This is a genomic window from Hominifimenecus sp. rT4P-3 (genome assembly GCF_051055405.1).
GTDB lineage: Bacteria > Bacillota > Clostridia > Lachnospirales > Lachnospiraceae > Pseudolachnospira.
The window spans coordinates 352,635-366,060 of record NZ_CP167068.1 but is presented as its reverse complement, the minus strand read 5'-3'; the positions used below and the strand labels follow the sequence as shown (position 1 = coordinate 366,060).

General features: G+C 50.0%; 9 protein-coding genes and 1 riboswitch. All 9 genes read right to left on the bottom strand.

Features of this window, described 5'->3' with window-relative positions:
- Nucleotides 1-51 precede the first annotated feature (51 nt).
- Nucleotides 52-1,671: an N-acyl-D-amino-acid deacylase family protein gene (locus ACCC71_RS01745; protein WP_434310730.1), complete on the bottom strand. Its 1,620-nt coding sequence runs from the start codon at nucleotides 1,669-1,671 to the stop codon at nucleotides 52-54.
- A 25-nt stretch (nucleotides 1,672-1,696) separates the two neighbouring features.
- Nucleotides 1,697-2,542: an ABC transporter permease gene (locus ACCC71_RS01740; protein WP_434310729.1), complete on the bottom strand. Its 846-nt coding sequence runs from the start codon at nucleotides 2,540-2,542 to the stop codon at nucleotides 1,697-1,699.
- 3 nt (nucleotides 2,543-2,545) lie between these two features.
- On the bottom strand, nucleotides 2,546-3,511 hold the full coding sequence (locus ACCC71_RS01735; protein ID WP_434310728.1) for an ABC transporter permease: 966 nt from the start codon (nucleotides 3,509-3,511) through the stop codon (nucleotides 2,546-2,548).
- Complete coding sequence (locus ACCC71_RS01730; RefSeq protein WP_434310727.1) at nucleotides 3,508-4,497, bottom strand: ABC transporter ATP-binding protein; 990 nt, start codon at nucleotides 4,495-4,497, stop codon at nucleotides 3,508-3,510. Before ACCC71_RS01730 ends, ACCC71_RS01735 begins: the two co-directional genes overlap by 4 nt.
- Nucleotides 4,490-5,476: an ABC transporter ATP-binding protein gene (locus ACCC71_RS01725; RefSeq protein ID WP_434310726.1), complete on the bottom strand. Its 987-nt coding sequence runs from the start codon at nucleotides 5,474-5,476 to the stop codon at nucleotides 4,490-4,492. Before ACCC71_RS01725 ends, ACCC71_RS01730 begins: the two co-directional genes overlap by 8 nt.
- A 331-nt stretch (nucleotides 5,477-5,807) precedes the next feature.
- Nucleotides 5,808-6,908: an ABC transporter ATP-binding protein gene (locus ACCC71_RS01720; protein ID WP_434310725.1), complete on the bottom strand. Its 1,101-nt coding sequence runs from the start codon at nucleotides 6,906-6,908 to the stop codon at nucleotides 5,808-5,810.
- A 2-nt stretch (nucleotides 6,909-6,910) separates the two neighbouring features.
- Entirely contained in the window at nucleotides 6,911-7,942 is a 1,032-nt protein-coding gene (locus tag ACCC71_RS01715; protein WP_434311790.1) for a FecCD family ABC transporter permease, read from the bottom strand.
- A gap of 43 nt (nucleotides 7,943-7,985) precedes the next feature.
- Nucleotides 7,986-9,266, bottom strand: coding sequence for an ABC transporter substrate-binding protein (locus ACCC71_RS01710; RefSeq protein ID WP_434310724.1), 1,281 nt, complete (start codon nucleotides 9,264-9,266; stop codon nucleotides 7,986-7,988).
- A 56-nt stretch (nucleotides 9,267-9,322) separates the two neighbouring features.
- Nucleotides 9,323-12,730 (bottom strand): hypothetical protein, encoded by a 3,408-nt coding sequence (locus ACCC71_RS01705; protein WP_434310723.1) that lies wholly within the window; start codon nucleotides 12,728-12,730, stop codon nucleotides 9,323-9,325.
- A 399-nt stretch (nucleotides 12,731-13,129) separates the two neighbouring features.
- Nucleotides 13,130-13,320: riboswitch (cobalamin riboswitch) on the bottom strand.
- Between the last annotated feature and the right edge of the window lie 106 nt (nucleotides 13,321-13,426).

Genomic DNA, 13,426 nt, shown 5'->3' with positions numbered 1-13,426 from the left:
TAAAAATTGTTTCTATTGGAAATACCAGTTTGGTAATTTCTCACTATACCGTTAGATCTGACGATTCTTCCGCAGGACACGGCCGCCGTAAGTCCTCAGCACCTGGCCGTCCTCCAGCTCCACCTGACCATTTACTACCAGAAACTCGCAGCCCTCTCCGGTCAGATCCGGAGTCTTATACTGCTCCTGAGAAACTTCCGGATAATAGTAATGCTCCAAATCAATCACCGCAATATCCGCAAAGTTTCCTTCCTGCAGCCGTCCTCTTTTTTCGATGCCAAAATGGTCGGCCACCATCGAAGTATTCCGGCGCACGATCTCCTCGTAAGGAACGCCTTTTTTCAAATACTGGTTAGCAAAAATGATAAAGCTTCCTCGGCGGCGCACCTCATACCAGTCAAAGGGATCCGCCGGATCGCCAAAGATCTCATCGCTTCCCACCGACACATAGGGGTTTTCCACAATGGACGGACAGTGTTCGATGAACTTGGAGGGTACATGGGCCGCAGGCGCATTGAGCCAGAATACATAGTTGTTCTCATCGGCGATCAGATCCAGCATACACTCGTCGGGATCGACGCCACGCTCACGGGCAATATCCAGCACAGAACGGTTCTCCAGATGGGGATCGTCGGAGTGGACCACATACTTGCTGCCCTTGTCCCCAGCAAAGATATAGCATTCTCTGGTGATCATAGCGCGGCCTTCCGGATCAGCCAAAGCCTTTTTCACACCTTCCACGCCCTGGGAAAACAGTTCGTCGGAGAGGGCCATGATAAACAGAAGAATCCTGGATTTGCTGATGCAGTGGCCAGTGCTCTCAGGAATCGTATCGATATGGACCTGCACGCCCTCTTCGTCATGGGCCTTTCTTGCCGCCTCAAACGCTTCCGGCGTGTCGGAGGCCAGATGGGATATTTGAATCCTGGCTCCTGTTCTGCGTCCTACCTCCAGGAATTCCTGGGTAGCCTCGTAGATGCCGATATAGTTGCGCTGATGCGCGGCGGATACCCCGTCATATTCCTTCACCATATTGACCACATCGCAGATTTCTTCCATATCCGCATACCGGCTCGGAACATAGTCCAGGCCAAAGGAGATTCCGAACATTCCCTGCTCCATGCCGTTTCTGACGATGGACTCGATTTGCTCGTGCTCCTCTTTTGTCGGTTTTCTCTGGTGCGCGCCGTTCATCACGCTCCAGCGGATCGTGCCGTGACCCATCAGGGTAACGAAGTTTAGATTTGTTCCCTTCTCCTCCGCCGCCTGAGCATAGCTTTCAAAATCGTGCCAGCGGGGGAATGTTTTCTTGTACTCCTCCCACTGTTTTAAGCTCAAAAGGCCGTTTCCCAGGTAATAGTCCATGATATGGTTCACATCGCCGGGAATGATCGAATGGCCGCAGTTGCCGTTAACCACGGTGGTCACGCCTTCCTTCAGGAAAAACGGATACCGGCCGTCGATCATACAGATCCACTCCTCATGAACGTGGGGATCAATCAGGCCTGGAATCACATATTTTCCCTTGGCGTCATAGACTTTCTTTGCTTCCGCCTCAATCTTCGGCGCGATTTTTGCGATCCGGTCTCCGCAGACCGCCACGTCGGCCGGAAATGCCTGTTTTCCGGTTCCATCGATGACAAGGCCGTTTTGAATCAATAAATCATACATGTATTGTGCCTTCTTTCTTTTGGGCTTAATCTCTGCCCTTTGGATTCAAAATATCGTTGATCGCCGTGCCAAGCATGTTGAAGCAGACGACGAAAATGACAATACAGAGGCTGGGAATCAGCCACCACCACCAGGGATTCGGGCTGCTGATCACCGCATTGCTGGTCCAGGCTCTCTTTAAGATCGTCCCCCAGGACCAGGTGGTTGGATCGCCGAGGCCAAGGAAACTAAGGCTGGCCTCAGACAGTACCGCGCTGGCCATGATCAGAGTCAGGTTGACGAATACAGGGCCTGTGGCGTTCAAAAGTACGTGTTTAAATAGAATCCTAGGTTTCGAAAGTCCCAGGCAGGTGGCCGCTTCAATATACTGCATTTCCGAGATTTTCAGGGTTGCATTTTTCGTCACGCGGGCCAGCTGCGGCCAGGAAAAAAGACCGATGACGAGGGCCACGTTGTTGATTGAGGTTCCCATGATGGCCGCCATAATGATCATCAAAGGCAGCATCGGCAAAGTGAGAAAAATATCGATGCAGGCATCAATGATTTCTCCCAGCCATCCCTTCACAAAGCCGCTGATCAGTCCTGCCGGAATGCCAATCAAAGAAGAGATTACCACCGCGGTTAAGGACACATATAAGGAAGTACGGGCTCCCCAGATCACCTCGGCCAGAATATCCAGCCCCAGCTTGTCCGTCCCTAAGGGATGGGCCAGACTCGGCGCTAGAAGAATATCCGCCGTATAGCCTTCGGGATAGGCCACCAAAAACGGGGCGATCACTCCCAGAATCACAATCAGCGCAACTCCGACCAGACCGATCATTCCATTTTTATTTCTCAGGAAATAATATCCAAAGGATTTTCTTTGTTTCATCGCTTATTTCCCTCCCAGCTTAATTCTCGGATCTAACCAGGCGACCACCAGGTCGGTCAGGAAGTTCATCAAAACCACGCTGACAGACATCAGCAGAAAGCCGCCCTGCAGTACCGGATAGTCCAGAGCAGTAACCGCGTCGTAAATCATGCGGCCAATGCCGGGCCAGGAAAATACCGTCTCCGTCATTACAGACCCGCCGACCATAACGCCGATTTGAAGTCCGATCACTGTAACCGTTGGAATCAGCGCATTTTTCAGGGCATGGATTCTCAGAGTGCGCTTTTTATCCAACCCCTTGGAATAGGCTGTGCGGATGTAATCCTCCTTCAGCACATCGATCATACTATTTCTGGTGTACAGTACCGCATTGGCCAGCATCATAACCGACAGGGTAATCGCCGGAAGGAGCGCATGCCGCGCCACATCCAACACGTAGGTCCATCCTTCTCCCTTAGGCGGCGTATAAGCACCCGCTGTGGGCAGTACGCCGAGACGGAACGAAAATAGGTATAGCAATAAAAAGGCCAAAAATGGGATAAAAATGGAAATCCCCATTGTCACCACAATACTGATAATTCGGTCCGACAACCGCCCTTTTCGTTTTGCCGCCAATACGCCCACCGGAATCCCGATGATGATCACCAGGATCAAAACGATGCCGATCAAAAGCAGGGTCCAGGGGAGCTTCTGCGCAATCAGTTCCGTCACATTTACACGGCTCCCGAAGCTGACTCCCAAATCGCCCTGTACCACGCCCTTTAAAAACAGCACGTACTGCTCCCCAAAGGACTTGTCCAAGCCGAATTTTTCCATCAGCATATCCTGGGTTTCCTGGCTCATGTGCGGGTCGATCATCAGCTCTACCGGATTCGATGGCATCAACCGAATGATAAAAAAAGTCAACGTCAGAGAGACAAAGATGGTTAAAAGGCCGCGGCCGATTCTCTGTAATATGTATCTGCTCATTTGTTCTCACCCACCTTTGCAAAATGACAGCGGATCTGATGGTCCGCACTGACCGGAATCAGCTCCGGCTCCTCCTCAAAGCATTTTGGCTGCGCCTTGAAACAGCGCTGACAAAACCGACATCCCTTGGGAGGGTTTACCGGGCTGGGGATATCTCCCTCCAGGATAATTCTCTCCGCATTGGGCTCCGTCGTCGGCTCTAAAACCGCGGAGATCAACGACTGGGTGTACGGGTGTGTGTTCTCTTGAAAAATCTCATCGTAAGGGGCGATCTCCATCACTTTTCCCAGATACATAACCATAATCCGGTCGCTGATATAGCGGATCACCGCCAAATCGTGTCCGATAAACACGTAGGTCAGATGCAATCGCTCTTTTAAGTCATTAAAAAGATTCAGGATCTGCGCCTGCACCGATACATCCAGAGCAGATACCGATTCATCGCAAAAAAGGATCTTTGGATTCACCGCCAGAGCCCGAGCAATCCCAATCCGCTGGCGCTGTCCACCGGAAAACTCATGGGGATATCGATCATAGACTTCCGGCTGCAGACCAATCATCTGAAGAAGTTCCTGCACCTTCTTTCGGGCTTCTTCCCTGCTTTTCGCCTGCCCATTGACCAGCATCGGCTCCGCGATAGCGCTGCCGATCTTCATCTTTGGATTTAGGGACGCATAGGGATCCTGAAATATCATCTGGAGCTCGGAACGGAGCGCCTTGCTGTTGGATACCTTAAACCCTGTAATATCCTGTCCTTTATACTCTACGGTCCCATTGCTTGCGGGAGTTAAGCCCAAAATTGTACGGGCCAGCGTGGATTTTCCGGATCCGGATTCACCGACAATCCCCAAAGTCTCTCCCTCGTACAACTCAAAGCTGACATCCTCTACCGCATGGACATATTTTTTCTCTTCGATCAGCTTTCGTTTCTTTACTTTGAAAAACTTGTCCAGATGGCTGACCTTTAGGATCGGTTCCTTACTCATCGATGATTTCCTCCCCCTCAAACGGTATGAAGCACTGAACCAGGTGGTCGGCTCCCACTTTCTTCAACGGCGGCCGCTTCATCCGGCATTGCTCGGTGGCATGTTCACAGCGGTCTGCAAAACGGCAGCCTTCTTTAAAATCAAACACCGTAGGTACCGTTCCCGGAATCGTGTGGAGCGGCTTCTTCTCGCTTTTCGTGGTCGGAATCGAGGCCATCAGCCCCTGGGTATAGGGATGCAGGGGATGATCAAAAATGGCTTTCAAAGTTCCTCTCTCCACGGCCCGTCCCGCGTACATCACCACCACTTCCTCGCAAATGTCGGCTACGATGCCCAGGTTATGGGTGACCACTACCAGTCCGCCGGTACCCTTGAGCTTTTTCATGATATCTAAAATCTGGGCCTGGATAGTCACATCCAAGGCGGTTGTCGGCTCGTCGGCAATCAAAAGAATCGGGTGATTGATCACTGCCATTGCAATCATCACACGCTGACGCATCCCGCCGGAAAACTCATGGGGATACTGGTTCAAACGGGTTTCCGGATTAGAAATCCCCACATCCGACAGCACCTGCACCACACGACGATGCTGCTCTTCTTTTGTAATCGAAGGTTCGTGAATCTTCAGCGCCTCCCCGATCTGGAATCCAACAGTTAAAACTGGATTCAGCGCTGTCATCGGCTCCTGAAAAATCATAGAAATATCTTTGCCGCGAACTTTCTCCATCTCCGCGTCGCTCATCTGAAGCAAGTTTTTTCCCTGGAACAGAATCTCCCCTCCCTGAACAACCGCAGACGGAGGAAGCAGCCGCATCATAGACAGGCTAGTCATGCTCTTGCCGCAGCCGGATTCCCCAACAACGCCGAGGGCCTTTCCCTCCTCCACTTTAAAGGAAACCCTATCCAGCAGGTTAAAGACAACTCCGTCGTCATCCTTGAATCCCATGCTGTAATCTTTGAATTCTACTATCGCAGCCATTCTCCCGCTCCTTCATTCTTTCGTTTTATTCCTATCTCTAGTTCTATTCACCGGTTCAACGCTTCAACTCGTAAAAGCAACAAGGAGGAAGAACTGCGAAGGCTTGCCTCCGCAATATCTTCCTCCTATGTTTGTAACCACAGTTTTTAAAAAGATTTTAAAACTTCAACAGCCTTTTCCCCGCGCTTACTTAGTCAAATTCAAACGTTAACGTTTTCCTATTATAAAGCGTTCCTTTCCTTCTTGTCAAGTCAAATTCCGCTTTTTCTAAGATTCTCAAGGCCATATTGATTTGATCCAATACGCTCCGTTTCTGAGCCTTGTTCCTTTTTCATCCCTTATACAGTTTCCCCTGCTTTTCTGCCTCTAAAAGCAAGTCTGCAAGCCGCTGATTGCAAAGGCCAATCTCCGTGCCGGCATCGATCACCTGGCGGCATTCTCCTACCAGTTCCAAGGCCCTTTGATACGCAGGATCTCCAATTTTACAGAATGGCTTTTCCGTTATCACCTCTGCCGCCAGCAGCCTGGCCAACTGATAATCGATATCGTTGGTATAAAGAATCCCCGCGGCAAACGGAACATTTTCTTTCTGCAGTCTTCGGTAAACCGGAATTCCTTTTCCACAGGAAGAAATCACGAACACTTCCGGCTCCCCCTGAGGCCTCGGAAGCTCAATACTCCCAAAGCAAGGGTCAAAAAAGCCATTGTCAATCTCATAGAGCTCCCGTATGGTCTCCTCCTGAAAAATCTCTTCCGGCGTTCCATACTGAAAAATACGGTCTCCCTTTACACAGAGCACTTTATCGGCAATCTTTTCAGCCAAATCAATCTCGTGGAGAGACAAAATTACCGTGATCTGCTTTTCCTTTGCCATTTTTCTTAGAATGGACAAAAGCTCCAGCTTATAACGGACATCCAAAAACGAGGTAGGCTCGTCTAAGACAATGGTATCTGGATCCTGACAGATTGCTCTGGCCAATAGAATCCTCTGACGCTGCCCGTCGCTGATGGCCTGAAATGCCCGCTCCCCCAGGTCTTTTGCGTGAACTGCCTCCATGGCAGAATCCACTTTTCTTTCATCCTCTGCGGATAAAATTCCTAGTCTTCCCGTATAAGGATAACGGCCTGTGGCCACAACATCCCGGCAGGTCATCAGCTCCGGCTTCATCTGCTCCGTCAACACCACCGCCACCTGGGTCGAAAGGCTCCGGTAAGACATCTGCGACAGGCTGTTGTGATCGATGACGACATTTCCTTCAATCATGGACAGCTGCTTGGTAATGGTTTTTAAAATCGTCGATTTCCCTGCTCCATTGGGACCGATCAACGCCACGATTTCCCCTTTTGCAATTCCAAAAGAGATATCCTTGATAAGCGGACGGCCCCGATAGCCTACCGCCAAACCTTCCAGCTGAAAATAATCTTCTTTCACGCCTATCTGCCCCCCTTTCTCCTTAACATCATAAAGATCACAATGGGGGCGCCAAAGATCGAAGTCACGGTGCTGATATTTAACTCCATCGGCGCAAAAGCCATCCTCGCAATCAAATCGCACATCATACAAAATACCGCGCCGCCCAAAAAGGTCGCTGGAATCACAACCAACGGCTTAGCGGTATTTAGGCACCGTTTGATCAAAAATGGTACGGCGATCCCCACAAAGGAAATCGGACCGGCAAAGGCCGTCACACAGGCAGAGAGAACACTGGATAACAGAATCAATGCAATACGAAACCGCTTGATATTCACACCCATGCTTTGAGCATAGGCCTCTCCCAACTGATAGGCTCCAATGGGCTTTGACAGCAGAATCGTAAAAATCAGCGTAACGCCTACAATCAAAGCCGATACGGACACATTGCTCCAGCTCATCCCGGAAAAACTGCCAAGAGACCAGCCATGAAGATTCACGATATCGGAGTCTTCGGCAAAGGTAACGATGAAATCGGTCACCGCAGAGCAGATGTAGCCAATCATAATCCCAGCCACCAAAAGAGTCGCCATATGGCGAACCCGTTTCGACACCAGTAAAATAAATCCAATGGAAATCAAAGAGCCAATAAAAGCAGCGAAGATCAGGGTATAGGACGAAACGGCGTTTTGCCGCTCTAAAAAGTAAATCATGGTCAAAGCTACTACCATCTTTGCTCCCGACGAGATTCCCAGGACAAAGGGGCCTGCAATAGGATTTCCAAAAAAAGTCTGCAGCAAAAAACCCGACAGAGATAAAGCGCCGCCTAACATAGCCGCCATCAAAATCCGTGGAAGGCGGATCTTCCAGATAATATTGGATTCTACTCCCTCCACGGTTCCGCCAAAAAGAATCTTCAAAATCTGCCCTACCGAAATCGGAACATTTCCTGTGTTAATGTTCCACACGGTAATGATAAAAAATGCAGCGGCCAAAACCACAAAGACCAGGAAATACCGGCTTTGTCTCCGAATCCGCTCCCTCGGAAGCTCCATTTTTTGTTCCAGCGAGTTCTCGTCTCTCATGTCTCATCCTCTGTCACTGAATCTTATGGATAAACATCATTTCGCTTTCATCTCCGCCCGTCAGCATGAGATGTACGTCTCGAATCAGATGGCCTACGGTGTCGGTGGCCTGGTACAACGATTTTCCCGTACTCCAGACATTTCCTTCTTTCACTGCTTTAAAGTCTGCGAACAATCCGCTTTTCGCCAAAAGCTCGTCCATGGTCTCAATCGGTTTGTCGATACTGGCGTTGTAGATCAGATAGTCCGCATTTACCGCCGTCGCATAAAACTCTTCCATGGTCAAAGGAACCGATGCGCTGCCGCCTTCCATCTGAGGCAAATCAGCAAAGCTATAGCGGCCTCCCGCCAGTTCAATCATCTTCGGAATATAGTCATCCACTTTTCTTACCACCACGGACCCGTCCGTACTGACGTAGAAGTATGCCACTGTTTTTTCCGTATTGGGAAAATCTTTCAATTCTCCGATCACCTTTGCCTGCTCGGCAAAAAACGCTTCCGCCTCCGCTTCCTTATCAACCAAAACGCTGTATAGTTTAATCCACTCAGTTCGTCCTAAGGGATGAGTCTCGTAGCTGGAACGATCAATAAAAACAGGAATATCCAGCATCTCAATCATCTCTTGCACCTTGGGCGAATGAAGGATCATGGTTGATTCAATGGCTAGATCACAGCCCTGATCCACCAACATCTCATAATCCGGCTCGCTGTATTTTCCAGCAAACTGAATGCGCCCTTCCTCCATCGCCGCCACCGCGCTGTCAATATACCAGCCGGAAGCCACCGTTCCCGTCAGTTTAATGGCGTCTAAAGCGTCCATGGCATCGAATAATGCCATAGCGGAAGTAGCCGCCAGGTAAATGTGATCCAATGGCTGGGGCAGGCAAATCACATCCTCCGGCAATCCTTCCGGTGCGGTCATTCCCTCTGGAATCACCAGATATCTGGCCCCGTTATGGACGTCGATCAATCCGTACCCGCCCTCATAATAATATACCTGAAACTCGTTGGCATAGAGCAATTCCATGGTAGACTCGTAAGTAAGGCCTGGAATTTCCGGCGCATTGGCGTCCGTTACTCCCACTTCGGCCTCCACGGCATCCATATTCCCTTCCTCTGCTTTTTTAGAATCCAGGTTTGCCGCTGTGCTCTCTGCTGCCTGCTGTGCGCTCGCTGCCTGAGACGGAGTTTCATCCGCCGTCCCTGCGGCTTCCTGCGAGCTGCAGGAAGCCACCGAAAAAAGCAACAGCATGGCAAGCAAAAGGCTCATTCCCTTTTTTCCGATTTTTTTCATATCTCATCACCTCACAGGCGAAGGCAAGTCTCTTGCCTCCGCCGTTATTTTTCTTCCTACTGCGAAACCTTCTGCATACTTTGTTCCTTCTCTACCGCCGCATAGAGGGCTTCCGCCTCTTTTTCGCAGCCAAAGAGCACACCATAAACTTTCACCCACTCCGAGCGGGCCAGCTCTGTTTTCTCGTCGGCGGACCGGTCCACGATCACCGGCATATCTAAAATAGCCAGCCGATCCATCCCGTCTTTCCAACGCTCGATCTGTTCCGGAACGGTTAAAACCGCTTCACCTGTCTTTGGCTTTGCTGTCGCTTCCTTTTCCGATTCTTCCACTTCCCTTGGAAGAATGTCGCCAGGCAGCAAAATCAAATCGCACCGGCTGCTCAGCAGGCTCTTATAATCAAACAATTCAAAAGAACCGCCAAAGAGAATCTTCGCTTTACTCTCTCCCGCTTTTGGCTCCATAGCGTCTGCCACAGCGGAAAGCTCACATTCCTTCTTCTCGCAGCCAACCGATGTTACCACCGACAATAATTCTAAGCTTTCTAAGGTCTTTAAAATTTCATTGGTTCCCGCATATACACTTTTCGCCGGAAGGTTTACGACCACCATCTCTTTCTCCAATCCAACCGGGATTTCCGCCCCATCGGGTACGAGAAGATATTTTACAACATTTCCCTGATAAAGCTCCGCGGTAATCTCTGCCTGGGTAAGAGCCGCTTCCTCCATGCCCTCCTCCTCAGAAACGACCGCCTGTTTTACAGGCTCCGCTTTCTTTGCTTCTTTTCCCTCATCCTGGGTTTTTGCTGTCTCTTCCTGTTTTTTGGCCGGATCTCTTGCCGTATCCTTGGTCAAATCAATTTCCAGCAGTGTAATGCCATCGTTGTAATGATAAAGTTTAAAATACTCCGCGTGTTCCAGTTTGGTCTCCTCTTTGTATTCCAATCCCAGAATATCCGGCGCTTTCTCATCCAAGGTCTCATTTCCAACCGCACCGCCTGTCTGGCCGCCGTTTTCGGCCGCCGCCAGATACACAAAAATCCGATAGGAAATCTCATGACCTGCGGACATGGCTGTAGTCATGCCAAGGATTGTATTATTCTTATTCAACGCCACCGGGATAACAAATGTGGACGTTTTGCTGCCATGACTGCCATAGTACACATTTCCATTGGCTTTCACATAGGAGAACGAATTGCTGCTAAACACAAGGGTAGCATAGGCCTGCCCATTTTTTACCGTAACCTTGTTGCAGGAAATGCTGACACGCCCCGTTCCTCCGGACCAGGAAAACCGATCCGGCGTATAAACGCCGTCTTTTAATACCGTTGAGCTATCCACCTGTTTGGTAGAACCACTGGTATCCGAATCATATTTAGACTCTTCATCTGCTGTGTTATTATCTGCCGGCTCGTTGCTTGGCGAATCTGGCTCTTTTACCGGCGGTACCATTCCCGCATCTTCCAGCTCTGCGATCTTTTCCAAGGTTGCAGAGCTTATGGTCATTGACCGGTCATACCATTTATCCTGCTTTTGAGAGTGGGAGGCTACCGCAATTTTCGTATCCAAGGCTTCCACCGGAATCGTATAGGTATACTGGCCCGCCTCGTTCTTCACGGCTGGAATCCATGTGGACCTATCGGCCGCGCTGGCATCCGCCGCTGTCCCCAGATATAAATAATCGTAGCCCGTTCCGCTTAATGTGACGACCGCGCTCATCACTCCATCTTTTACCGTCAAGATACAGTCTACCACCTTAAACATCGCGGCTCCGGTTTCCACTGTCGTGCGGTAAATTCCGTTTTCAATCACCCGTTTTAAGCTGGCAGTTCGAAATGTCATGGACCGGTCATACCATTTATCCTGCTTCTGAGAGTGGGAGGCTACCGCAATTTTCGTATCCAAGGCTTCCACCGGAATCGTATAGGTATACTGGCCCGCCTCGTTCTTTACGGCTGGAATCCATGCGGACCTATCGGCCGCGCCAGCATCCGCCGCTGTTCCCAGGTACAAATAATCATAGCCCGTTCCACTTAATGTGATAACTGCGCTCATTTTTCCATTTTTGACAGTCAGGATACAATCCACCACTTTGAACATTGCAGCCCCGGTTTCCACCTCGGTCTGGTAATTACCATCCACAATCGTTCCAGGTTTAGGCTCATCCGGATCTACCGGAGGATTGGGGTTTTCCGGTTCCTCCGGATTGCTGGGGTTTGATATCTCCGGTACGGCTAGAAACAGCGCTTTGCTGTACCAGCTTCCATCCGACTTTTTCCTCAGCGCAATCGGAATATTCTTTCCGCTCTCCGATGCTGACACCTCAAACTGGAAGGTAAATCCTCCCCCTTCCTGCTCGCTTCCTTCTATCACCGGCTCTTTTGCCGCGTCGTCTTTGCTTCCCAGATAGATTCCGTTGTAGCTGACGTTCTGCGTCGTAAGCGTAATCTCAATCTTATCTCCGGAAACCTTTGCCGTGGAGGATGATACCTTAAACATGGCAAATTCTGTTCCATCCTCTTTTACTACTTTCACGCCCGCTTCCGGCTGCTCCGGCTTGCTGGGAACCGACACCTCCGGTACGGCCAGAAACAGCGCTTTGCTGTACCAGCTTCCATCCGACTTTTTCCTCAGCGCAATCGGGATATTCTTTCCGCTCTCTGAGGCTGACACCTCAAACTGGAAGGTAAATCCTCCCTCTTCCTGTTCGCTTCCCTCTATCACCGGCTCTTTTGCCGCGTCGTCTTTGCTTCCCAGATAGATTCCGTTGTAGCTGACGTTCTGCGTCGTAAGCGTAATTTCAATCTTATCTCCGGAAACCTTTGCCGTGGAGGATGATACCTTAAACATGGCAAATTCTGTTCCATCCTCTTTTACCACCTTTACGCCCGCCCCTGTGGGCGCGGATTCTGCCGCTAAAGCCATTGCAATTACCATCGGCTCTTCAGCCAGCAAAGGAAGGTCTGGAAATATTAGCTCTCCTACGCCGCTTTCTTTTGCTTCTTGCTTCTCCGGCACTGCCTCCGGAAGAGCCGGCGCTTCTGGCACTATACTATTTTCAGTCTCATCCAAAAGTTCCATATTTTCCTTGGATTCTTCCAGGCTTTCTGTGGAAGGCTCTGCTTCACTTTCTGGAATCGTTTCCTTTTCTTCCATGGACGGTTCTTCAATAGATGTTTCTTCAAGCGCTGGCGTCAAATCGTCTATTTTTTCCGTCTCTTTCAAGGAGGCCTCTTCTGTAACAGGCTCCTCCTTAGAATCCTTTACCGCAGGCACTTCCTCCTGGGAGGGAACTATCTCCTCCTCTTCGACTTGCTCCTTTTCTTCTATTGCTGTCAAAAGAGCCTGTGCGTCTCCGCTTCCTGGCAAAAGAATGGATTCCTCTGCCCTGGCTGATGCTGTTGGGGGGAATAGCATCAGCAATGACAAAAATAATGCTAGAATACGTTTCCCGTTTCTTCTCATTTTTCCTTTTGCGCCTCCTGCGCCATCTAGCCGTAGAGAGGGCGGCTCGTCCCCGTCAGTGGTCCAATTCACGTTTGCTGCTGATACCTTTCATCTCGCTCCGCCACAGTGCGATCCTTAGCGGAGCTTTTCTTCTTATGAAAGCAGATTGCTCCGTCCTTCGGACTCTCGCAATCTCTACCCCATATTCGCAATTCGGGCTATCGCCCTACTTGCTCATATGGGTTAGCCCGTCCGATGTCCATGTGGATAGGCGTATAAATACGCCATCCACATGGCCGCCGTCCGGAGCTTTCATAATAAAAGAGACGCCTGCTTCTGTTAAGGAAGCAGACGTCTTGATGTATCAGCCATGGCTCATTCCAATACACAACGTGAATAAATGCTTTCTCCGGAAGCTGTTCACTGACATTTTCAGCAGGTTTCCTGGCTCGCGGATCAACACTTGGCTAAACCTTCTCACGCAATGCGCAATGGCATTTCATAGCCTCATTTCCCGCTTACAGTGGCCGGACCGCTCAGGACTCTCACCTGATTCCCTTTTACCCCGCGATATAAGTCTCGCAGGCACTGAAAACCCTAGATTTTATTCGGTGTCATTATAACACAGCAAGCTGGCAACCACAAGTACTTTCTTGTTCTATAGGAGGATGTTGGGGGAGAAAGATCTCTGTGGGAAACGTGTTGACACCTGAA

What these genes read in the sequence shown, in the direction of transcription:
- ACCC71_RS01745 (WP_434310730.1), bottom strand. Translation starts at nt 1,671, where the DNA reads ATGTATGATTTATTGATTCAAAACGGCCTTGTCATCGATGGAACCGGA.
- ACCC71_RS01740 (WP_434310729.1), bottom strand. Translation starts at nt 2,542, where the DNA reads ATGAAACAAAGAAAATCCTTTGGATATTATTTCCTGAGAAATAAAAAT.
- ACCC71_RS01735 (WP_434310728.1), bottom strand. Translation starts at nt 3,511, where the DNA reads ATGAGCAGATACATATTACAGAGAATCGGCCGCGGCCTTTTAACCATC.
- ACCC71_RS01730 (WP_434310727.1), bottom strand. Translation starts at nt 4,497, where the DNA reads ATGAGTAAGGAACCGATCCTAAAGGTCAGCCATCTGGACAAGTTTTTC.
- ACCC71_RS01725 (WP_434310726.1), bottom strand. Translation starts at nt 5,476, where the DNA reads ATGGCTGCGATAGTAGAATTCAAAGATTACAGCATGGGATTCAAGGAT.
- ACCC71_RS01715 (WP_434311790.1), bottom strand. Translation starts at nt 7,942, where the DNA reads ATGGAGCTTCCGAGGGAGCGGATTCGGAGACAAAGCCGGTATTTCCTG.
- ACCC71_RS01710 (WP_434310724.1), bottom strand. Translation starts at nt 9,266, where the DNA reads ATGAAAAAAATCGGAAAAAAGGGAATGAGCCTTTTGCTTGCCATGCTG.
- ACCC71_RS01705 (WP_434310723.1), bottom strand. Translation starts at nt 12,730, where the DNA reads ATGAGAAGAAACGGGAAACGTATTCTAGCATTATTTTTGTCATTGCTG.